General features: G+C 54.8%; 23 protein-coding genes and 1 tRNA gene. 2 read left to right on the plus strand and 22 right to left on the minus strand.

The features are described 5' to 3' along the window. Positions 1 to 264 precede the first annotated feature (264 nt). The 7 genes from SIB74_RS01575 to SIB74_RS01605 form a co-directional block, all read right to left on the minus strand. Positions 265 to 579, minus strand: a complete 315-nt coding sequence (locus tag SIB74_RS01575; RefSeq protein WP_063396255.1) for a hypothetical protein — start codon at positions 577 to 579, stop codon at positions 265 to 267. 233 nt (positions 580 to 812) lie between these two features. Further along, positions 813 to 2,888 carry a DUF3854 domain-containing protein gene (locus tag SIB74_RS01580; protein ID WP_063396254.1) on the minus strand — a complete coding sequence of 692 codons (2,076 nt, stop codon included), beginning with the start codon at positions 2,886 to 2,888 and terminating at the stop codon, positions 813 to 815. Continuing rightward, a complete protein-coding gene (locus tag SIB74_RS01585) occupies positions 2,888 to 3,184 on the minus strand; it encodes a hypothetical protein (protein ID WP_063396253.1) in 297 nt (98 codons plus the stop codon). Before SIB74_RS01585 ends, SIB74_RS01580 begins: the two co-directional genes overlap by 1 nt. After that, the gene (locus SIB74_RS01590; RefSeq protein WP_156486134.1) at positions 3,181 to 3,435 is read right to left on the minus strand and encodes a hypothetical protein; all 255 of its coding nucleotides are present in this window, start codon (positions 3,433 to 3,435) and stop codon (positions 3,181 to 3,183) included. The genes SIB74_RS01585 and SIB74_RS01590 overlap by 4 nt, the downstream gene beginning before the upstream one ends. A 37-nt stretch (positions 3,436 to 3,472) precedes the next feature. Then, positions 3,473 to 3,988, minus strand: a complete 516-nt coding sequence (locus SIB74_RS01595; RefSeq protein ID WP_063396251.1) for a hypothetical protein — start codon at positions 3,986 to 3,988, stop codon at positions 3,473 to 3,475. Beyond that, the gene (locus SIB74_RS01600) at positions 3,985 to 5,145 is read right to left on the minus strand and encodes a hypothetical protein (RefSeq protein WP_156486133.1); all 1,161 of its coding nucleotides are present in this window, start codon (positions 5,143 to 5,145) and stop codon (positions 3,985 to 3,987) included. Before SIB74_RS01600 ends, SIB74_RS01595 begins: the two co-directional genes overlap by 4 nt. Before the next feature lie 216 nt (positions 5,146 to 5,361). Next, positions 5,362 to 5,435 (minus strand) — tRNA-Arg (locus tag SIB74_RS01605). Between the two features lie 67 nt (positions 5,436 to 5,502). On the opposite strand from SIB74_RS01605, the gene SIB74_RS01610 reads away from it, so the two are divergent. After that, entirely contained in the window at positions 5,503 to 6,333 is an 831-nt protein-coding gene (locus SIB74_RS01610; RefSeq protein WP_063396416.1) for a hypothetical protein, read from the plus strand. Positions 6,334 to 6,366: 33 nt separating this feature from the next. On the opposite strand, the gene SIB74_RS01615 is transcribed toward SIB74_RS01610, so the two are convergent. Together SIB74_RS01615 and rsmI are read right to left on the minus strand one after the other, a co-directional pair. Then, positions 6,367 to 6,594, minus strand: a complete 228-nt coding sequence (locus SIB74_RS01615; RefSeq protein ID WP_063396249.1) for a hypothetical protein — start codon at positions 6,592 to 6,594, stop codon at positions 6,367 to 6,369. 43 nt (positions 6,595 to 6,637) lie between these two features. Continuing rightward, positions 6,638 to 7,507 carry a 16S rRNA (cytidine(1402)-2'-O)-methyltransferase gene (gene rsmI / locus SIB74_RS01620; protein ID WP_063396248.1) on the minus strand — a complete coding sequence of 290 codons (870 nt, stop codon included), beginning with the start codon at positions 7,505 to 7,507 and terminating at the stop codon, positions 6,638 to 6,640. 24 nt (positions 7,508 to 7,531) lie between these two features. Here rsmI and SIB74_RS01625 point away from each other — a divergent pair, with 24 nt between their 5' ends. After that, positions 7,532 to 8,449, plus strand: a complete 918-nt coding sequence (locus SIB74_RS01625; RefSeq protein WP_063396247.1) for a 3'(2'),5'-bisphosphate nucleotidase CysQ — start codon at positions 7,532 to 7,534, stop codon at positions 8,447 to 8,449. Positions 8,450 to 8,465: 16 nt separating this feature from the next. Here SIB74_RS01625 and SIB74_RS01630 read toward each other — a convergent pair whose 3' ends face one another. From SIB74_RS01630 to sppA, 13 genes are all read right to left on the minus strand, one after another. Then, entirely contained in the window at positions 8,466 to 10,631 is a 2,166-nt protein-coding gene (locus tag SIB74_RS01630) for a polyribonucleotide nucleotidyltransferase (RefSeq protein ID WP_063396246.1), read from the minus strand. Between the two features lie 186 nt (positions 10,632 to 10,817). Continuing rightward, positions 10,818 to 11,120 (minus strand): 30S ribosomal protein S14, encoded by a 303-nt coding sequence (rpsN, locus tag SIB74_RS01635; RefSeq protein WP_011825275.1) that lies wholly within the window; start codon positions 11,118 to 11,120, stop codon positions 10,818 to 10,820. 108 nt (positions 11,121 to 11,228) lie between these two features. Further along, the gene (rseP, locus tag SIB74_RS01640; RefSeq protein ID WP_063396245.1) at positions 11,229 to 12,311 is read right to left on the minus strand and encodes an RIP metalloprotease RseP; all 1,083 of its coding nucleotides are present in this window, start codon (positions 12,309 to 12,311) and stop codon (positions 11,229 to 11,231) included. A gap of 19 nt (positions 12,312 to 12,330) precedes the next feature. Beyond that, complete coding sequence (gene serS / locus SIB74_RS01645; protein ID WP_063396244.1) at positions 12,331 to 13,608, minus strand: serine--tRNA ligase; 1,278 nt, start codon at positions 13,606 to 13,608, stop codon at positions 12,331 to 12,333. Between the two features lie 74 nt (positions 13,609 to 13,682). Continuing rightward, the gene (locus SIB74_RS01650) at positions 13,683 to 15,173 is read right to left on the minus strand and encodes an AAA family ATPase (RefSeq protein ID WP_063396243.1); all 1,491 of its coding nucleotides are present in this window, start codon (positions 15,171 to 15,173) and stop codon (positions 13,683 to 13,685) included. Then, on the minus strand, positions 15,170 to 15,700 hold the full coding sequence (locus SIB74_RS01655) for a YceD family protein (RefSeq protein WP_063396242.1): 531 nt from the start codon (positions 15,698 to 15,700) through the stop codon (positions 15,170 to 15,172). Before SIB74_RS01655 ends, SIB74_RS01650 begins: the two co-directional genes overlap by 4 nt. Then, entirely contained in the window at positions 15,697 to 16,833 is a 1,137-nt protein-coding gene (gene yidC / locus SIB74_RS01660) for a membrane protein insertase YidC (RefSeq protein WP_011130739.1), read from the minus strand. Before yidC ends, SIB74_RS01655 begins: the two co-directional genes overlap by 4 nt. A gap of 81 nt (positions 16,834 to 16,914) precedes the next feature. After that, positions 16,915 to 17,322, minus strand: a complete 408-nt coding sequence (locus SIB74_RS01665) for a PH domain-containing protein (RefSeq protein WP_011130738.1) — start codon at positions 17,320 to 17,322, stop codon at positions 16,915 to 16,917. Further along, positions 17,319 to 17,705, minus strand: a complete 387-nt coding sequence (locus SIB74_RS01670) for a ribonuclease P protein component (RefSeq protein ID WP_063396241.1) — start codon at positions 17,703 to 17,705, stop codon at positions 17,319 to 17,321. Before SIB74_RS01670 ends, SIB74_RS01665 begins: the two co-directional genes overlap by 4 nt. 60 nt (positions 17,706 to 17,765) lie before the next feature. Next, complete coding sequence (gene rpmH, locus SIB74_RS01675; RefSeq protein ID WP_011825283.1) at positions 17,766 to 17,903, minus strand: 50S ribosomal protein L34; 138 nt, start codon at positions 17,901 to 17,903, stop codon at positions 17,766 to 17,768. Positions 17,904 to 17,951: 48 nt separating this feature from the next. Next, entirely contained in the window at positions 17,952 to 18,542 is a 591-nt protein-coding gene (locus tag SIB74_RS01680; RefSeq protein WP_011825284.1) for a DUF2808 domain-containing protein, read from the minus strand. Between the two features lie 127 nt (positions 18,543 to 18,669). Continuing rightward, positions 18,670 to 19,056 carry a chorismate mutase gene (gene aroH, locus SIB74_RS01685; RefSeq protein ID WP_011825285.1) on the minus strand — a complete coding sequence of 129 codons (387 nt, stop codon included), beginning with the start codon at positions 19,054 to 19,056 and terminating at the stop codon, positions 18,670 to 18,672. Further along, positions 19,053 to 19,865: a signal peptide peptidase SppA gene (gene sppA / locus SIB74_RS01690; protein WP_063396240.1), complete on the minus strand. Its 813-nt coding sequence runs from the start codon at positions 19,863 to 19,865 to the stop codon at positions 19,053 to 19,055. Before sppA ends, aroH begins: the two co-directional genes overlap by 4 nt. Positions 19,866 to 19,899: the final 34 nt, after the last annotated feature.

Consider the following 19,899-nt stretch of genomic DNA (forward strand, 5'->3'; position numbering starts at 1 on the left):
TCACGACCTAACTGAAGTCAAGCGATCACAAGCATTTGCTCAATGAGCATTCCTTGAATCACTTTGACTGAGACATACTCCTCTTCAAAGTCACCCATTGCCACACAGAACTTATCCATGACACGGAATAAAAAGTGCTCGCCATAAATTTCTGAAGCTCCCTTATCAAAACGCTCTTTTTGGCCTTAATGCTTTTCTTTGCACACACGCAAATACCAACTGCGGGACGCTGCGGCTCATTTCATCTGAGCCGTCTGATCGTTCTTAGAGCTTGGCCACACGCGACAACGTATTGGCTGCTCCGATGACTGAATTCAGCTGACCTGTACGAAAGCCTTCCTTCATGACGGCCTTCATCATGTGAACCATCTCAGCGACAACAACCTTGCGGTCATGGTTGACGTCATCAATGACAACCTGACGTGCTTCTGCGAGATAGTCCTCAGCTTGTCGTTTTCCGATACCCCATTCATCCGCGGCATATCGAATCAACTCTGAGTTGACTGCACCTTTAGAGAGCATCTGTACAAATTGCAGGATGCGCTTTTCTTTTTCGTACTTGGTGCATTTCTTACCCATGCTGTTGATTCTGGCAAGAATTAGTTCAGGGGCTCGAAATAGTCTGTTTCCCCTTCTCTCCTATACCCAGCCCCCACCCCCCTCCTCTCTTCTCCCTATAGAGACCCATAAATGCCATTTATCCAGTTGAGCACTGACTTTATGGCTGACCCGTTTTTTTGACCCGTTTCACCTAAATCAGGAGATATGGGTCACGGTTTTGGTCTTTTACTAGGGGGGGTATGTACGACGACCTAGAGCGGGAAGGTTTCTGGCTCTGCGGTGAGCAACGCTTTGCGGAGATCTTGTGGATCTCGATCCTTCTGAATGCAGCCACCCCTTCCAGAATTTCGCCTGATGCAGGACTTGATGTTTTCTGCGGCATGACCTTTATGAGCAAGGCCGGCACAAACGGTGCTAATCGCGGGCTTGAGGCCCGCTTTGTTTTGCGTGCGGATATAGGAGAGGACATCGGTGAGCACCTGGCCCATGTCCACCTGTGGTTTTTGTTCGACTGGGGATAGGTCGAGAAAATCACCATCGAAAACGTATTGGGCTCTTATGCCCTTGCCGTTGCGGCATTTGATGGGCTTGAGGTTGCACACTTCGTTGTCGTCCTTGCTGAGCAGGTACACCATGTCGGGCGCCTCTTGAAGGGCCTCGTTATCAGCGATGGTTCCCGTCTTATTGGCGTGATGAATCCAGAGACATGCGGACGACCGAAGGACGACTTCATGAACTGCGTTTATGTAATGGCGAACGATGGGCTTACTGATGTCTTCAAGCAAATGGCCCATGGCTGCCTTGAGGGAATCGAACACAATGATGTGCGGGTGATGGGCGTCGATTTCGCGTTGAAGTCCATCAAGGTCGCGAATGTCCCAACCGCGGGTGGTTTTCGACATGCCCCAGACCCTTAGGTTGCGTTTGAGGGTTGGATCGTTGCCGCGGCCCATTTCGTGGAGGTAGTTGCTGATTCGTTCTGACGGCATGTCAGAGCAGACGTAAAGCGCCCTGAGGTTGCTTTCTTCGCAGGGCAAGCCAATGACTGAACCCTTTTGTTCACCGCAGAGGTTGACGAGCATGGTGAGGGCCAGGAGGGATTTGGTGGCCCCACGGTTTCCACCGATCAGGGTTGATTGACGCTCAATGAGTAGCTCGTGGATGAAGGGCCGAGGTTTATCGACCTTCTCGGCCTCAATTTCATCAAGGGAAAGGCTTTTGGATTCAAGGCTGCGCAGTGGGTTGCGGCGTTCCATCTCACCGGCAACAAGCTCCATGAAGTCGGTGCGGCTGATGTGCATCTGCGAGTAGGTGCTGGATCGAATAACGGCTTGCTCTGCTGCGCTGTCGCTGTCGATAAATGAGGCCGCGGCCCGTTCTAAGGATTTGATGCGCGTGGCGTTGTCTTGTTCTTTGGGGATGTCGATGTGAACAGCTCTAGCGATGAGCTGATGGAGGGCTTCTGAACCCTCATTTACGAGGATGTCGTCAACGCCTTTGTGAGTGGGACCGGGGCAAGTAGCTGAACCAACCCAAGGGCAACCGCTGGCGTAGAGGTATTGCGCGAGGCGATGCGCAGCAGATTTAACGGCTGATTTGCCTTTGTTGCTGCTGAAATCGAAGGCAATAACAATGCGATGTTTGACCAGTGGGAGAAGGTCTGGATGGAGCCGGCGGGCTCCTTTGGGGTCGCCCTTCGGCTCAACCAACGGGGTGCCGTTCCAAATGCCGGAGAGGGCTACTGCGGGGATGCCTGCGGTCAGGAGTGCCCCAGCTTTCTTGGCGCCTTCAGTGATGACGATGATGAGGCTGCCGGGGTTGCTGAGCACCCAGGGCCAGAAGCTGTCTTGCTTGTTCTGCAGCCAGAAGACACCACACTGCTGATCGAGCGGGTGCTCGTATTTGATGAGTTTGCCTTTGTCGTTGAGGCGAGGGTGATCAGGTTTGAAGCAACCCCAGTTGGATTGAGTTACCCAACTGTCATTGGGGATTAGCGGTGAGCACCACCAGCCACCATCAGCGGCGTGTTCATATCGATTGAGCAGGTTGGCAACAGGTCTGGTGGCGTATTGCTGGCCGTGACCGCCGGCTGCTTCGAGCCGATCACCACAGAGGGTTTCAATCGCGGCTTCACCGTCGAGGGAGACGATGTTGCGTGCGGCGATTTCTTGATCAATGCCAGACCCTTCAACCCATTCGCGAAGGTGTTCTGGACGAAGTTCGATGTCGTCATCCCAGGCCATATCTTCTCTGCCGGATTGGTTGTCGTTCAGGTGTTCAGCGAGTTGCCGCACCGGCCCCCTGCCGGATTGGGAGAGGAAGGCCATCAGCTGGCCTCCTTTTTCCTGGGGTGAGCAGCGGCCAGCAGTTCTTGGATGCGCCCATAGGCGTGGAACAGTGCAGCGGTTTCCACATCCAGGCATTTATCCACCAGCACTTGGAAATCACGAGCGGTCAGACCCTCCGGCAGGTGCTGTCGGTTTTCCCAAACGCGGTGTTCCTTAAGTCCTTCCAGGGTTGTGGACTGCTCAGGCGGGTTGAACTCGTTGAAAATTTCCTCGTAGATCACCTCAGAGACTTTCCGCAGCAGTTCTGGGTTGGCGGGGGACGGTGCAACTGTCATTGCGGCACCTCCGCAACGGGCTGGGGTTGAGCCTTGGTGGCTTCAATCCATGCGCGGACGGTGGTCTCTGGATCCCACACCAGCTGCTTGCTGGTTGGAGACTTGCGGAGATAGTGAACACCCACCTTGAAGAACTGAGAGTCAGGGTGAACGCTCTTGTCGTTGTAATCCTCGCGGCGACGATGAAGCGTCTTGGCATCCAGGACGCCAAGGGTCTGCATCATGTCCCGCGTTGATGCGGTGAAAGGCATGTGAAGGTCACATCAATGGGATGTGGCCGATCAGTCGCTAGCTCTGTTGAGGATCTTCCTTGATGTAGATCACGCCGCCCTGGAGAAGGGCAATGGTGTGATCAGCCGAGTTGCGTTCAACGATCCGCATGGGCGGAAGGTTGATGGCATTCGGGTGATCCTGTCGGGCTTGCTTGTAGACGTGCATCACTGCGGGAGGCATGGAGACCTCGACGAAGTTGGCGCCATCAGGAATAGGAACATCGAAGCCAACAGAGGCATCCGCTTCGATCATCTCCCTGACAAGGGATGACGAATAAGCAGCACCCTTGGGCAGCAGTAGTTGTTTGGCCTGACGACGACGTGACAAGGCTGTCTCGGGGAAACAGAGAAAGCGGCTGGTCACAGTTCCGATGCCCGCTGGAAGCCATCCCAAGGGTTCAGGCGAGGCCGGGACGCTCCCATGGAGTGGCACCGACAACTGATGACATGAATAGTAACCGCCCTTGACCGCCCTGCCACTATCTGGGGCGGTATTCACTACACCGGACACCACCAATGGTGCCGGTGTCATTGACCCAGCAGGCGCTCAAACAGCTCTGCAGTGCTCTCCTCTGACGCCGTCACATAGTGCGCCGAATGTGTTTTGTCGCTGTGCCCCATTGCCAGCGCCATTGATGCCCCAGGGATCCCCCGGAGGTGCCCACGCACTGAATAGGTGTTCCGGAATGAATAGGGCCGCAGCCATTTGCCCTGCTGGTCGAATGTCGCGGCTATTTCCTTCCACAGCCGCAAGCGTTTGACGTACTGCGCCACTGCAGCGCCACGGTCCTTCAACGGTGGGAATGGCATCAGCCCTGCATTGATCTGTGCCGCAAGGTCACCTGCGGGGTAGTTCTCACCATCAGGTCCACGCAACGGGATCGCCTGCAACCAACGCGGCTTGGTTTCGGTCTTGGTCGTGCGGCCCCCTGCTGCCTTGCGATACGAACACCACAGCTGCAGCTTCCTGGTGGTGGGGTTCGCCTTTGGCGTTAGGTGCATCAGCTCCTCTGGCCTCAGCCCATAAACGGCCATCACCAGCAGCACGTTGCGCCATTCCGCCGTGGGAACTGAAGCCAGCAGCTCCAGGATTTGAACGTCACTCAGGATCGCGATTTCCCGCTCTTCCTTTGCCTTGCCATTGCCAGCCAGCATCACCTTCTGATGCTGCGGAATGATCCATTCAGCGCTCAGACCTTCGTGGGCGACGCCATAGGTGAGCAGCCTGGTGAGCGCTCCAACGCATTGCTGTCTGGCGCGGGGTTTGTCCGTCCAGCCGCCCAGGGTGATCGCTGCATCAATCAGCTTGTACGGGGTGACCGGTGGCTTAGGGCCGGTCAGTAGCTCCATCGCCTTGTCGCAGTAGGTGCGCTCAAGAGCCATCGTCTTGTCGCTGACCTGCTTGCCGTTCTGTTGCCTGTCCCGATAGTGGGCCGCGGCGATGGCCTTCCAGTTGATGCCACCTATTACGGAGGGGACACCTGGGGCAGGGTCGCTGTCTTCTTCTTCTGGGTGCAGCTCAGCCCATGCTTCAGCCAATGGCTTGGGCTGATCACCCTTGGTTGCTTCGTACAGAGCCGACAGGGTTTCGGTGACGGGCCCGATGCAGCCCACCTCCCATTGGATGGGCAGGGTTTTGGTCCATGACGCGACAGCACCACCAGCACCGGCACGAACGCGCAGCTTCACCTTCCCGCGGTGCTCACTGACGGACCATCCACGAGGAACACCGGAATTTTTGATGGATTCCTTGAGGACGGGGCGGAAATCGAGTGCCATGACTTACTGCTTAGCGGGACCATTCCCCACATGCTGCTACAGAAAGTGGTCCCGTAGTGGTCCCGCAAATAAAAAACCCGCCGAGTGGCGGGTGAACTTTGACTGAGAAGCCTTGCAGTAAATGCACGCCCCCTGATGGATTCGAACCATCGACCGACTGCTTAGAAGGCAGTTGCTCTATCCAGCTGAGCTAAGGGAGCACTACAGCATTGTGGCAGTCAACATTGAGTTGGCCTCCTATGGTTAGAGGCTGCGAACTTGCATGCGATGGCGGCCAGCCGGCTCAGCGACAGCCAGAAATCTGAGCTTGTGGAGCGTTACAGGGCAGGTGATGCCACAGCAAGTCTTGCTAAGGCTTACGGCTGCAGTCCTAATACTGTCAATCGCACCGTTAAAACACTGCTTTCAGAGAAGGACTACGTCGCGGTTAAGGCCTCTCGTGCCCAGCGTGGTGCCATCTCTAAGACTCTCTCTGCTGTTGGAGAAGCAACCGTTAAGGATCAGGATCCATCAGAGTCGAGCTCATCGACCCTGAATTCGCTTGATGAGGTGAAGCTTGAAGAGGGGAAGGTGGATGAGCTCGCGTTGGACGACGAAGCTGCAGGTGTTCTTGCTCTCGATGATGCCGATGACTTTGGTCATGATCCGGAAGAGGACTCCAGCGAAGATGATCACCTCGAGGCGGACATGGGGGATCTCCCTGAGTCCGAGGTGTTTCGCGAGCTGGTTCCTTTAGTCGCAGATTCTGTTGTTTTCAGTGATCGTCCAACGGTTCAATGTGAGCCTCTCTTGCCTGGTTTGTTACCTAGTAGCGTTTATATGCTTGTCGACAAGACAGTTGAACTTGATGCACGCCCGCTGAAGGAGTTCTCAGAGTTGGGTTTGCTAGCCGATGATGATCAAGACAGACGGGCTCTTTGCTTATTCGCGAATCCCCGTTCTGCCAAACGTCAATGTGGACGAAGTCAAAGGGTGATCAAGGTGCCTGATACAAGTGTTTTTGAGCTCACCACCTCCCATCTGTTGGCTCGCGGTATCACCCGTTTGGTGCTGGAGGGTTCACTGATTGCTCTTGATGCTCAAGTCCCATCGATCTGAACGGTTCTTGATTCGCTGCACAGTCGTAGTCGTTCATGTTCTTGGCTTGGGCAGCAGCAGAGCGGCTGTACTGCCGCCACTAATGACACCTGCGACGATTGACATCCCTACCAGAAAACCTGTGGGGAGCTCTGCGCTTTTGGCATCACCCAGCCTGAGACTGTGGCGATCACTGAGATTTTGGGCTCCCAGGCAGAGCACGACCAGGAGTAATCCGCCGCTGACAAGACTGGTTGTTAGCAGCCGCAGCCGCAGCAGCATGATGTGTTTTCGATGGTTCCCTTAGTTTGCCCTTCCTAGGAGTTCACTCGCTCTCGTTTTCTACCATTTGGTGTACCAGGGCATAAAGAGCCCTTCTGGATTGCCCTGATTGTTGAGCGAGTTGTCGAGCGGCATCGCTTGCACTTGCTCCACTGGCCATCAACGCTGCCAATTCCGCTCGCCAATGCGCGTCACTTTGCTGATCTGGTCCGGAAATTGGAGCACCTCCTAGGACAAGAGTGCATTCCCCTAGAGGCTTGTGTTCAAGAAAATGCTGTAGGGCTGCTGCGATCGTTGGCCCTATTTGTTGTTCATGGCGTTTGGTGAGTTCCCTGGCCACCTGTAAGGGCCGCTCATCCCCGCATAGTTGCTCCAATTCTTTCAGCAGTTGTACCAGCCGGTGTGGCGCTTCGTAAAGAATGGTTGTTCGGGTCTCGCTGGCGACCGCTGCCAGCTGCTGCCGCCTTTCTTTGCCTCTGGAGGCTAGAAAGCCTTCAAAACAAAAGCGGCCAGATGGAAGTCCGCTGCTCACTAAGGCTGTTGTTGCTGCACAGGGGCCGGGAATACAGATCACCTGGTGCCCAGCTGCCCTAGCGGCTGCGACGAGTTGTTCGCCGGGATCGCTGATGCCCGGCAGTCCGGCATCACTGATTAAAGCCAGGCTTTGCCCTTCGTTGAGCAGTTGAAGCAGTTGGGGGAGGCGAGCTTTGGTGTTGTGTTGGTGGAAGCTGAAACGTTGACTCTGCGCGCCCAGGCTGTTGAGTAGATGGCCGCTATGGCGTGTGTCTTCACAGGCGATGGTTGAGACATTCGTGAGCACAGAGCGTGCTCTGGGGGAGAGATCTCCGAGGTGACCAATGGGCGTCCCAACCACATAGAGCACCCCTGGTGCTGGTTCCTCTCGCTGGCTCAAAATGAGGCTTGCACGTGTCTATTCATGATGCCGAACGCACCTCTTCTCCCTGTTGGTGTGGACCTGGAGGTTTTGTTGCAGCAATTGAGGCGATTGAGCTGGGGTGCTGCAGACATCCTGCTGGCCTATGCCCGGGGAGAACAGCCACCGCATGGATTTTCTAAGGCTCTGAGTGTTGACGATGGTGGTGAGGGGCCTGTCTCTGCCGCTGACCTTGCGGTGAACCGTTGGCTTCTGGATGGCTTAGAAGCGAATTTCCCCTTGGCAGATTGGACTCTATTGAGTGAGGAGTCGGCAAAGGAGCAACTCACTGCAGGCGAACCCTTAGCGGCGGAATGGTTGTGGATCCTTGACCCCTTGGATGGCACAAAGGACTTCTTGCAGGGCACAGGTGAATACGCCGTGCATCTTGCCTTGGTGCATGGTCAACGACCAGTGCTTGGCGTGGTACTCCTGCCAGAAGCCGAGGAGCTTTGGTTCGGTGTGATCGGTTCTGGTGCCTGGTGCGAAGACCGGCAGGGACAACGTTCGCCGGTGCGTTTTAGTCAGCGCAAGGCTTTTGGTGAGTTGATGCTGGTAGCGAGTCGCAACCACCGCGACAACAGGCTTGAACAGCTGCTAGCGAGTCTTGCTCTTGGTGGTAGCAAGGCTGTGGGCAGTGTTGGTTGCAAGGTAACCACGATTCTGCGTGGAGAAACAGATCTGTATGTCTCTCTTTCAGGCCGTAGTGCTCCAAAAGACTGGGATATGGCTGCTCCAGAGGCGGTGCTGATGGCTGCAGGGGGATGTTTCACTCATGCTGATGGACGCCAGCTTGCTTACAACAGTGGTGATGTGCGTCAGGCCGGATGTTTGATCGCCAGCCATGGCCTCGCCCACGCCCAGCTTTGTGAAGCAGCGGCGCGGGCTATGCAAGAGATCGACCCAGGCTTTCAGGTTTGAATTGACCTGTAGCCCCTCAGTTGAGAGGGGCTACAGGAGTTGGAGCTGGCTCTGATTGAGTCTCTTCGCCGTTCTGAGGGACGCCTCTGAGTGTGAGGTTGATACGGCCACGATTGTCAATCTCTCTTATCCGTACTGTCACCTCATCACCTACTTTCACGACGTCGTCGACCTTCTCCACGCGAGCCTCTGACAGCTGGGAGATGTGGATCATGCCCTCTTTGCCGGGCAGGATCTCTACGAAAGCCCCGATCGGAATGATCCTTGTGATGGTTCCGCTGAACACTTCCCCCTCGTTTACTTTGCGGGTGAGTCCTTCGATGATGCGTTGGGCTGCCTCTGCAGCAGCCCCGTCATGAGAAGCAATCGTGACGATGCCACCGTCTTCAATGTCGATCTTGGTGTTCGTGCGTTCTGTGATGCCCTTGATTGTGCGACCACCCGGTCCAATCACTGTGCCGATCAGTTCTGGATCGATTCTGAAGCTCAGCAGGCGCGGGGCATGGGGAGAGAGGCTAGTCCTAGGAGCGTCAATGGCTTCCAGCATCTTCTCGAGGATATGGATCCTGGCAGGGCGGGCCTGATTGACAGCTTCTGCAATGGTTTTTACAGGAAGGCCGGTGATCTTCATGTCCATCTGCAGGGCTGTGATGCCATCTTTTGTTCCAGCCACCTTGAAGTCCATATCACCGAGGAAGTCCTCGATTCCCTGGATGTCAGTGAGGATGCGAATCTCAGCATCTTCCTTGATCAAGCCCATGGCGGCTCCGCTGACTGGAGCCTTCAGTGGAACACCTGCATCCATGAGGGCCAGGGTGCTGCCGCAGACCGAGCCCATCGAGGTGGACCCATTGGAGCTGAGGACTTCGCTCACCACCCTGAGCACGTAAGGGAAGGTGTCCTTGGGAGGCAGTACTGGAATGATGGCGCGTTCAGCGAGGGAACCATGGCCTACCTCACGGCGCCCGGGTGATCGCATTGGACGTGTCTCGCCAACGGAATAGGGGGGGAAGTTGTAGTGGTGTAGATAGGTCTTCTCAGGTCCAGGGTTGAGGTCATCCATCTCCTGGGCATCGCTGGGTGTGCCCAGGGTGGCGGTGGACAGCACCTGGGTGAGTCCGCGTTGGAAGAGTCCGGATCCGTGCACGCGTTTTGGCAGAACACCTGCGGCGGAAGTGATGGTGCGGACCTCATCAAGCTTGCGACCATCGACGCGTTTGCCTTGTTTGATGATCTGCTCACGCATCAATTTTTTGGTGAGCGCCTTGAAGTTGTTGCTCAAGACTTTGCTGTTGGCATTCACTGACTTGCGAACGGCATCGTCTTCTTTGAGGCTGTCAATGGCTTCAGCTGTTTTCGCTTTGATGGCATCCAACTTGCTATCGCGTTCAGCTTTGGTCTGCTCAAATTGCTTCAGCACTTCCCCGATGCTCTTGCTGCAATTTTTTTCCAGATAAGTCGAAAGCTTGATGTCTTGAGTGGGGGGTTCCGGCTGTACCTGCTTAATCCCTGCATCCTTGAGGATGGATTGCTGTGCCTTGATTAATTCGCAGACGGCTTCATAGCCAAAGTCGATGGCTTCGATGACGTCCCCTTCTGGCAGCTGGTTTGCACCGGCTTCAACCATGACAACCCCATCTGGGGTGCCAGCTACCACGAGATCGAGATCGCCACGTTCGATTTCTCGATAGCTGGGATTTAGAACGAAATCATCACCGAGAAGCCCTACCCTTACTGCAGCCATTGGCCCCTGGAAGGGGATGCCTGCTAGCAAGGTGGCCATGGAAGCTCCCGTAACGGCCAGCACATCTGCTGGAACCCGTTCATCGAGAGAGAGGCATGTTGCCACGATCTGAAGGTCGTCCCTCATCCAGCTAGGGAATAAGGGCCTCATGGGGCGGTCGATTAGACGAGCGATCAGTGTGGCTCTCTCTGGCGGGCGTCCTTCACGTCGCATGAAACTGCCAGGAATGCGGCCAGCTGCATAGAGCCGCTCCTCGTAGTCGCAAATCAGGGGAAGAAAATCGATGCCTTCGCGGCCTGTCGATCTGGTGGCGGTTACCAGGACGGAGGTGTCGCCACATTCCATCATCACGGAACCACCGGCCTGGGGGGCATATCGCCCTGTGGTCAGCCGAATCTCCCGACCATCAAAGGAGATCGACTGTGTCTGACCTTGCACGTTCTCTTATGTTTTTTTTGTCAAGCACCATACTGGCACTTTGCCGAGTCAACTTTCGTGGAATTTTGGAATTGATTCCTGTTGGTTCAGTTGCTAAGCAATAAAAAAGAGGGATGGATGACTTCAATCCATCTTGTGAATTAGTAAGAGCTCTCAACTCCTATAGATGCAGAAATGGGTTGAGAGTTACCAGCTGGACTTGACGACTCCAGGAAGTTCGCCTTTGTGAGCTCGTTCTCTGAGCTGGTTGCGGCATAGCCCGAAGTCGCGATAGACCCCTCTTGGCTTTCCTGTGGCCCAGCAACGATTGCGGATGCGTGTTGGAGCACTGTTGCGCGGGAGAGCTTGAATCTTGCGGTGGATCTCAAGACGTTGCATTGGATCCTTGGCTGCATCGAATGCTGCCATTAGAGCCGCTCTCTTGGCTGCGTAGCGCTCAACAATCTTCTTGCGCTTTACATCACGGGCGATCATTGACTTTTTAGCCATGCGGCAGTTTTGAAGCGCGAGGGTCGATAACGAACTTTACCTTCCAACTGCTGCAATTGTTTTGCTTGCCCAGTTTTCAGCTGCTCAGGCTCTTGCAAATAGGGCAGATCAATGACCGATAAGCTGTTGCACCACCGATAGTTGAGTGGTGTCGCGAACGATCAGCACCACACTGAGACCTACCAATAAAAAAAAGCCTGATTGCATGAAAGCCATCTGGATGCGCTCCGGAATTGGTCGCCCACGCACGCCTTCTAATAGGAGTAGCAACAGTTGGCCGCCATCAAGTAGGGGTAGCGGAATGGCATTGAGTACGGCGAGATTGATCGAAAGCAATGCCGCGAAGAGCGCTAGGCCAGAACTACCCTGGCTGGCTAGCTGGGAGCCCATTTCTACAATCTTCACAGGGCCACTGACTTGTTGGGCTGTGGTTGCGAAATCGGTGATGAGTCCTGAATAGCCCTTAACGGTTCGACTGAGTAGGGAAATGAATTGGCTGTCAACATGGTTCAGAACCTCTCCGGGGCCGTGGGCCCGGCGGGTTTTGCCTGTGACGTTGGCCTGCAATTGGGCGCCCACCCTGCCATTGCCTTGTTGCTCAGTGGGGGTGAGCACAATCTTGCTGCGTTGACCCGAACGGACTCTGTCCAGGTGGAGTTTGCTGCCTGGTGAGCCTTTGATTTGACTCACCAGGGCCTGGATCGCTTCTTGACCTCGCCCTAGCTCGTTGCCATCCACGCTGAGAATTCGATCGCCAGCGGCTAGCCCTGCAGCAGCAGCGGCTTCTCCGGGTTGAACGGCTACAACGATGACACCTGGATCGGGTTGGCTTGGAAGCCCGATCATGACCGCTTGGCCCATCAGCACCAGCCATGCCAGCAGAAGATTGGCCATGACCCCTGCACAGATCACCAGGGCTCTTTGTCTGATCGGCCGGTTGCGTAGCAGGTCGGGATCATCAGGGGGGATTTCGCTGTTTTCATCGTCATCCGGAAATGAAACGAAGCCCCCTAAAGGCAGAACTCGCAGCGCATATGTGACACCCCTTCGTTGCCGTTTGATCAGCGCCGGTCCAAACCCGATCGAAAATCCATTCACACGGATTCCCTGAGCAGTGGCAGCCAGAAAGTGCCCAGCTTCATGAATGATGATCAGCAGGGCTAGAACCGTCAGCGCCGCAAAAACGTTCATTCAGCTTCTAGTAATTGGTTCATTCTGGCTCTAGTCGATCTTTGCCGAAATAAGGCACAAGTGCCTTGGGGAGGAGGACACTCCCATCAGATTGTTGGCCTGTTTCGAGAAGGGCAGCCATGGTGCGTCCTACCGCCAGGCCACTGCCATTGAGGGTGTGGATGAGTCGGGTACCTTTTTGGTCTTTGGTGCGAATAGCAGATCGCCGTGCTTGGAAGTCTCCACAGATACTGCAACTTGAAATTTCTCTGAAGGCGCCTGCTCCTGGTAGCCAGACTTCGAGGTCGTAGGTGCGTGAGGAAGAAAACCCTAGATCACCTGTGCAAAGTTCAATGACGCGGTAGGGCAATTCCAAGGCCTGCAGCACGGCTTCGGCATCGGCTGTGATCTGAGCGTGGGCAGCCTGCGAATGGTCTGGATGGACGAACCAATAGAGCTCCACCTTGTTGAATTGATGCAGCCGGATCAGGCCACGGGTGTCTCGTCCATAGCTGCCAGCTTCGCGGCGAAAGCATGGACTGTAAGCGGCGTATCGCAGTGGCAGTTGGTCAGCGGGGATGATTTCATCGCGGTGCAGAGATGTCACCGGCACCTCTGCAGTTGGTGTTAGCCAGAGGTCGTCTTCCGCGCAGCGGAAGCTTTCTTCGGCGAATTTTGGCAGCTGACCAGAGCCCGTAAGGCTGGCGGTATTCACCAGTACGGGAGGCATCACTTCTCGATATCCCTTTGAGGTGTGGAGGTCGAGCATGAAGTTGATGAGTGCTCGTTCCAGCCGCGCACCCTGACCCATCAGGGTGACGAAGCGACTTTGGGCAATCCGTACAGAGCGTTCTGTTTCGAAAAGTTTGAGCCGCTCGGCAATTGACCAGTGCTCCAGAAGGTCTTTCCCTTCACGTGGCTTGCCCCAAGAGTGTCTTTCCTGGTTGTCGTTCTCGTCGCGTCCTTCAGGACAATCAGGGGAGGGCAGGTTTGGCAAGCTCAGCAGTTGCTCTCGCAATCGCGCTGATAGTTGTTTCTCCTCGTCTTCTAAAACGGCCACCTTTTGCTTGATTAGGTTGCCTTGATGTCGTAGTTCTGCCACGTCGCTGGCTTTTGGGTCGCTTCCCTGCTGGATCCGTTGACCGACTTCCTTGCCGATCCGATTTCCTTCTGCTTGGAGGCTGCTGCGCTGTTCCTCGAGATTTCTTTGTTGCTGGGCGATCAGTTGTAGGCCCGTTAGATCTAACGTCATGCCCCTTCGGCCCAGTTCGTTGGCAATCAGGTCGGGGTTGTCCCGCACCAGGCGCTGGTCAAGCACGAGGGTTTTGAAGTAAGCGCGGGCAGCCTAAGTGTTGTTGGCCCTGCAAATGAATCCTGTTTGGTTACTCCTATTCAGCTTGCGAGATTGGAAGCAACAGAAGATGCTGCTCGGGCTCTTCCGCTAGCGGCCCATTCCTTAAGGGCGTTGAGTTGTTCTCGGGCTGTGCGGGAGAGCGGCACCAGTTGGCTGGCAGCAAGAATCAGGTCGGTCTCTCCAAGTTCTCGGCGTTCGGCGAAGGCCAAGTGCATGGCCTCAATCACAGTTTGTTCGAGTTCGGCACCTGAGAAGCCTTCGCTGCGATCGATAACCGCAGCCAGGGGCAGGTTTAAGTTCGGTCTTCGTCGCTGAATATGGAGCTCAAGGATGTTGCGGCGTTCCTCGCTGAATGGCAGGTCCAGCAAAAAGATTTCGTCGAAACGACCTTTGCGCAGGAGCTCTCCAGGTAGGCGTTCTACGCCATTAGCCGTAGCGACGACAAACACCGCGGAGGTTTTCTCCGCCATCCAGGTGAGCACGTTGGCAAGGACACGTTGACTGGTGCCGCCATCACTTCGGGCATCACCACCAAAACCTTTGTCGATCTCATCGATCCAGAGAACGCATGGAGACATGGCTTCTGCCCGCTGGATCGTCTCTCTGGTACGTGCCTCGCTAGCACCAACTAGCCCGGCAAATAGGCGGCCTACATCGAGGCGAAGCAGTGGCATCGACCAGTTGTGGGCGATGGCCTTGGCGGTGAGCGATTTGCCTGTGCCTTGGGGGCCGATCAGTAGAACGCCGCGGGGCAGTGGCAAGCCAAAGTGACGAGCTTCGTCGGAGAATGCCTGATGGCGTTGCTCCAGCCAGCCTTTAAGGCTATCGAGGCCGCCTATGTCGGCAAGCGAGGCCTCTGTAACGCAGTACTCAAGAACCTCGCTGCGGGCTACGGTCTGGCGCTTTTCCTCAAGAACTTCGGCGAGATCTGCCCAACCTAGTTTGCCCCGCTGGGCTAGGGCACGGGCTGCTACTTGACGCACCCTCATTTCGCTGAGGCCGCTGCAAGCGTGGGTGAGCTCTTCTAAAACGTCTGCTGAAAGGGGGGAGCCGCTTGCTTGGGCAATGTTCTCCAGCAGTGTTCGCAGTTCTGGTTCCTGAGGTAGCGGGAGATCGAGAATGGTCAGGGAATCATCAAGATCGCTGGGCGGAGTCCATGGCCCTGAGCAGAGAACCACAGTGTGGGGTTGATGGCGCAAGTGAACCGATAAGTTGCGCAACATGCGTGCGATACCAGCGTCTTCGCAGAAGTGATAAAAATCTTTGACTAGCAATAGGGTTGGACTACTGGCATCAAGTTGTTGCAGCCATTGCAGGACGGCCATCGGTTGACGTGCCCCAAGCCCTTCTTCGTTAAGTACGCCTTTAAGGCCGCCAATAAAATCCCAGCTGGCAAGGCGACGGGGCTGTAGTCGTTTTGCGGCTTGCTCAAGCAGCACTTCAACACGCTCCTCTTCGCTGCTGCGAATCCAAAGGAGAGGTGTTCTGGCTCTGATTAGCAGATCCAGGTGGTTATCCCAGCTCGTCATGGCGAGGTGAGTTTGTGTAATGCTGCCCAGCGTGGATCGAGATCAGTTCCCTCAGGTTTTACGTCAGTGGTTTGGGCTGAGGGCTGCAGTTGAGCTGGACCGGGACAATCGGCCCCACAACGCTTGACTAAAGGCATCTGCAGACTCAGTTGTTCGAAAACCCAACGTTCTGGGTCAAAGCTGCCAAGAGGGTCAAGGCACTCCATCAGTGCATCCATATCCTCGGAATGGCTCGAGCCATTGAGTTCGTTTGGTTTTGGACCATTGCCCTTCAGCCAGATCAGTTCTTCGGTATTACAGGCGAGAGTTTGATTGAATTCGCTTAGGCATCGATCACAGCAGAGGGTGACGATGGTTTGGAATTGTCCTTTCACTTCAAGAATGCTGCCTTGATGCTCGGCACTGATGCTGCCTCTCAATGGGGTGAGAGAGGCCATCTCGTCCAGATGTCCCTCGATAGACCAGTGCCGAGGAGCAGCCAAGGCTTTTAGGTCTTGCAATGAAATGGGTTGGAGCCCTGGGATCATTTACTACGTTTTTTAGGTTCAAAGGGAAGACGATCTGATCCACCGATGGCTTCTGTTGCTAAAGCAGGTTTGGATAGCTGGTCATTGAGGATTTTCTGCAGGTTCTCAGGTAGGGCTTCACGACTAAGCAGAAAAGTTTGACCTGCTTGAAAGATGTTTGCGATCACCATATACAGCAATACACCTGCTGGTAGTGGAAAGAACAAAAACATGCCAGTGATCATCACTGGCGTGATCTTGTTGGCTGTTGATTGTTGAGGGTTCGCAGGTAGCCCTCTGCCGGACAGGATCTGCGAGACCAAAAGCGTCAAGCCGAAACCACCAACCAGAATTGCAATATCCCAGTTGATTTCCCCATCGACGTAGAAACCAACTTGACCAAGGGCCTTAATGAATAGAAAGCCACTTTGGGCAGCAAGGCCAGGAATTTTGCCTTGAACGGTGGCATCGCCTTCAGCCAAAGCCTGGACAGTGCCATCGGCAGACACCTTGACAAGATCATCTCCCTTGGTGACGCTCCAGGTTGGCGTGAACTTGGTTCCACCTTCTACGCCAGAAAGCCTGCTTGTGAAGCTTTCGCCAGTGAGCGTTTGCAGCTTGATTTGGGCCTTGTCTCCAACTCCTAATTTTGTGCCGCTTGGCAGAGACGCAATGACTGGGAAATGTTTGGTTTCACTGATAAAAATTGAATGCTTGCTACTGGTAAATGGCTTGGGCTCAATGGCTGCAATTTGGTCGCTAGGCAGCACCTTGAGGTTCACCAAGTAAGGCACATCAGCAAAAGGTGATCCTCTAAGAGTTGCAAACAGGGCGAAGAGAATTGGCATCTGTACCAATAGGGGTAGGCACCCTGAGAGAGGGTTGCCGAACTCCTTCATGACTTTCCCTAGTTCCTCCTGTTGCTTCTGAGGGTCTTTGGCATAACGGCTCTTGATTTCATCCTGGCGCTTCTTCATGGCCGGCTGGGCGATCCGCATGCGACGAGCGCTACGAATGGATCCAGCACTTAAGGGGAACAGTGCCAATCGGATGACCACTGTGAGGGCGACGATGGCGAGGCCATAGCTCGGCACTAATCCGTAGAAGAAATCCAGGATCGGGAGCAGAATGTTGTCGGAGATGTACCCGATCACGATCGATTGCTGAGGGTGGATGGAACTGTGATGCCAGTGTGCATCAGCACCTATATGGCTGAGTTACAGGCTGGGGTCTATTTAAGCCGCAAAGCCTTTTAGATCCTGGGGTGAACCTTTGGCCCTGCGGGCGCTAATCCGCGCATTGATGTATTTCTCGGTTTCTCTGAAGCTAGGCAAAGAGCGCATCTCAAGTCTTGAACCATCGTTGAGTACCAGTACCATGTCGCCCCAGGATCCCAGGCCACGGGGCACTGAGCGCACCTCCTTGATTTGGCTATACACAACTTGGGTCTTATCGCGTCCCAGCCATCCCCCAGTGACCGAAACGCGTCGATTGGTAATGCGAAAGCGCAGCCACAACGCTCGAATCACAGCTCCAATGGTAAAAGGAAGGCCAATCAGTGTTAGCCCCATCAATAGGTTGATGATGAGATCGCTTTGAGCGGGGCCTCCCTCATAGAAGACCTCTTCTGAGGTTGTGATCATGACAACAAACCTGCTTGATGGAGCAATCTGTCGCATTCTTCTAGCAATGGAGACGCCTCTATTGCGGATGCGACTGGCTTGAGGCTGATCAGCACCCAGTGATTGCAATGCTCGGGTGCAACCTCAAGCCTGCTCCTTAGGTGATCGTGCAGACGTCGACGCAGACGGTTGCGAATGACGGCCCTTTTGCTCACTTTGCTGCTGATCACAACGGCACAACGGCATGCCGTGGAGTTGTGATGCCGATGGGGTGCTTTGAGCAGTTGGGGATCTGCTTCGATGACACGGAGCACCATTGAAGTTCCATAAAAGCGATAGCCCCACTTCTGAAGGCGCTCAAAACATCGACTTCCCCTTAATCGCATTGATGCTGGCAGCACCATTGGAGGCTGGCTTCCTGAGGAAGTGGCGTGATTTGAGTGATTGCCCCGCAGTGTTATCGATTAGACAGCGAGACGTGTGCGGCCACGTTTTCGGCGACTGCGGATCACTCTTCGACCAGTGTGAGTACGCATGCGGACACGAAATCCCGAGACGCGCTTTCGCTTGCGGCTGGTTCCACCAAAGGTTCTTTTTGTCATCGAAGGAGAACGGCGTACAGCCTTTTGTCAGTCGACCAACTTATCAGTTCAGTTGATGTCAATTAGCCAGCTGCCAAGGTAGCCGCCCATTGGCACATCTCCAGGAGCTTGGGCAAGGGCATTGAACTGGAACATCCCACGTTGGTCGGGGTTAAAGATTTTCATGACCACCGCATAGGTGCCTTCTGTAGGGATGGGGGTGTCCGGGAAGACTTCAATGCTTGTTTGGTCTTCAGAGACTTCGAAAATCGCAGGAACCTCTTCTTTGCAGCGGGTGCGTGACAGCATGCCCCCTAGATGGACAAGGCAAAGGTTCAGCTTGTTCGTTTTGATCTTTGCATCGAAATAATCAGGGACAGAGATGCTTAGCTTGAGGATCGCAGTTTTGCGGTCCTTGGGTTTCAGCATCAGGTAATAGGTTGCTCTGTCACGCCTGATGGTTGAGCTTTGCCAGTAATAGAGCTTTTTATAGTCTTTAGAGTTCTCCCAGCGAAATTCAAGTAGCGCTGGTGTTGCCTGGGCTCGAGCCTTTGGTGGTGTGATGCTTTCAAGCATCACACTGGAACCGATCAAACCTGCAGTGAGGCCTCCTAACGCAAGGGTGCCTGGAATACAAAACCTGAAGAGCTGCTTAACCATGAGATCAAAGCGGGTGTGTTGGTAACCACCAGCACTAAAAAGTACATGGATTCTCCTTTGCTCTCCTCGATGAATCACAACGACTAGGACGGCCTAGTAGTTGGCAGCTTTTGGTGCGGCAAGTGATTCAGCATCGATCTGGACGCAGTAGCGAGGTTTCGCCAAGGTAGGGATGTTGAGGGGGCTGATCTGAGGGCAGCCAGGCATGGGCAAGCATGCGGATGCAGCGTTTCAGATCTCCCTCGACATACATTTGCTGGCAGTCCAGCAGTGCTATCGACTCCCATCCTGCTTGTCGGCGCGCGATCGCTGCAGGGAAACAGGCGTTTAGGTCTGCCGTTACAGAGAACGTGATGGACACGATTTCTGCAGGGTTGAGTTGATTGCGTTGCATTAGCGCTTTCACGAGCTCGCTGACTGCTGCCTCGATGGCTTTGGTCGTGTTGGCAGAGCTTGTTGTGGCACCTCTGAGCCCGTGTAAGTGGAGACCTCCATAAGGGATGGCAGTGGTCATGGCAGAAAGAGCCAGAGCACCTGACCACTGTTGCCAAGCTCAAGGTTGAGAAGCTCTGCAAGTTTGGATAGGAGTTTGCTGCCTGGTAGAAATCCCGCTAGCCGTTTTTTGGGGCGTCCCAGTTTGAGCGTTTGGGTGTTGGCTTCATCAAGGTCCGCCAGCTTGGCCGCAAGTTTTCGGGCATGTTCTTCATCTCCCAGCTCATCGACGAGTCCGAGTTCATGGGCCTGAGCTCCGCTGAACACGCGGCCGTCGGCGAAGTTGCGCACCTCTTCGGCACTGAGATGGCGGCCTTCTGCTACCGCGTTCACAAATTGCTCATAGCTGCTATCGATCAGTGATTGCAGTAGCTGACGCTCCTCTGCTGTGAGTGCGCGATCAGGCGAGAGAATGTCCTTGTAGGTGCCGCTTTTTACTGTCTCAAAGCGGATGCCGATTCGCTCCAGCAATTTGGAGAGGTTGTTGCCCCGCAAGATGACCCCGATTGAGCCAGTGATTGTGCCCGGATTGGCAACAATTTTTTCTGCAGCTACCCCGACATACACACCGCCGGAGGCGGATACATTGCCGAAGCTCGCTACGACATGACAACCCTTTTCTCTAAGCCTGAGCAGGGCCGCATGGATTTCCTGACTGTCACCGACAGTTCCTCCTGGGCTGTCGATGCGCAGCAGAAGAGCGGGAAACTCTCTCTCTTCAACTTCCTTGATCGCTTTCAGCATCCGCTCGCGCGTTGCACCGCTGATTGCTCCGTCAATGGTGATGTGTGCGATCCTTCGGCGAGATTTGCGTCGCCAGAGCCAGCCCATTCAATTTCTTCGTAGAGGATTGGATCTTAAAAAG

Source organism: Prochlorococcus sp. MIT 1306 (genome assembly GCF_047304515.1).
Taxonomy (GTDB): Bacteria; Cyanobacteriota; Cyanobacteriia; order PCC-6307; family Cyanobiaceae; genus Prochlorococcus; species Prochlorococcus marinus_D.

Bases quoted from the DNA above. Each gene is read 5' to 3' on its own strand.
- SIB74_RS01575 (WP_063396255.1), bottom strand. From the start codon at position 579: ATGGGTAAGAAATGCACCAAGTACGAAAAAGAAAAGCGCATCCTGCAA.
- SIB74_RS01580 (WP_063396254.1), bottom strand. From the start codon at position 2,888: ATGGCCTTCCTCTCCCAATCCGGCAGGGGGCCGGTGCGGCAACTCGCT.
- SIB74_RS01585 (WP_063396253.1), bottom strand. From the start codon at position 3,184: ATGACAGTTGCACCGTCCCCCGCCAACCCAGAACTGCTGCGGAAAGTC.
- SIB74_RS01590 (WP_156486134.1), bottom strand. From the start codon at position 3,435: ATGCCTTTCACCGCATCAACGCGGGACATGATGCAGACCCTTGGCGTC.
- SIB74_RS01595 (WP_063396251.1), bottom strand. From the start codon at position 3,988: ATGACACCGGCACCATTGGTGGTGTCCGGTGTAGTGAATACCGCCCCA.
- SIB74_RS01610 (WP_063396416.1), top strand. From the start codon at position 5,503: ATGGCGGCCAGCCGGCTCAGCGACAGCCAGAAATCTGAGCTTGTGGAG.
- SIB74_RS01615 (WP_063396249.1), bottom strand. From the start codon at position 6,594: ATGCTGCTGCGGCTGCGGCTGCTAACAACCAGTCTTGTCAGCGGCGGA.
- SIB74_RS01625 (WP_063396247.1), top strand. From the start codon at position 7,532: ATGATGCCGAACGCACCTCTTCTCCCTGTTGGTGTGGACCTGGAGGTT.
- rpsN (WP_011825275.1), bottom strand. From the start codon at position 11,120: ATGGCTAAAAAGTCAATGATCGCCCGTGATGTAAAGCGCAAGAAGATT.
- rseP (WP_063396245.1), bottom strand. From the start codon at position 12,311: ATGAACGTTTTTGCGGCGCTGACGGTTCTAGCCCTGCTGATCATCATT.
- SIB74_RS01650 (WP_063396243.1), bottom strand. From the start codon at position 15,173: ATGACGAGCTGGGATAACCACCTGGATCTGCTAATCAGAGCCAGAACA.
- SIB74_RS01655 (WP_063396242.1), bottom strand. From the start codon at position 15,700: ATGATCCCAGGGCTCCAACCCATTTCATTGCAAGACCTAAAAGCCTTG.
- SIB74_RS01665 (WP_011130738.1), bottom strand. From the start codon at position 17,322: ATGATCACAACCTCAGAAGAGGTCTTCTATGAGGGAGGCCCCGCTCAA.
- SIB74_RS01670 (WP_063396241.1), bottom strand. From the start codon at position 17,705: ATGGTGCTGCCAGCATCAATGCGATTAAGGGGAAGTCGATGTTTTGAG.
- rpmH (WP_011825283.1), bottom strand. From the start codon at position 17,903: ATGACAAAAAGAACCTTTGGTGGAACCAGCCGCAAGCGAAAGCGCGTC.
- SIB74_RS01680 (WP_011825284.1), bottom strand. From the start codon at position 18,542: ATGGTTAAGCAGCTCTTCAGGTTTTGTATTCCAGGCACCCTTGCGTTA.
- aroH (WP_011825285.1), bottom strand. From the start codon at position 19,056: ATGACCACTGCCATCCCTTATGGAGGTCTCCACTTACACGGGCTCAGA.
- sppA (WP_063396240.1), bottom strand. From the start codon at position 19,865: ATGGGCTGGCTCTGGCGACGCAAATCTCGCCGAAGGATCGCACACATC.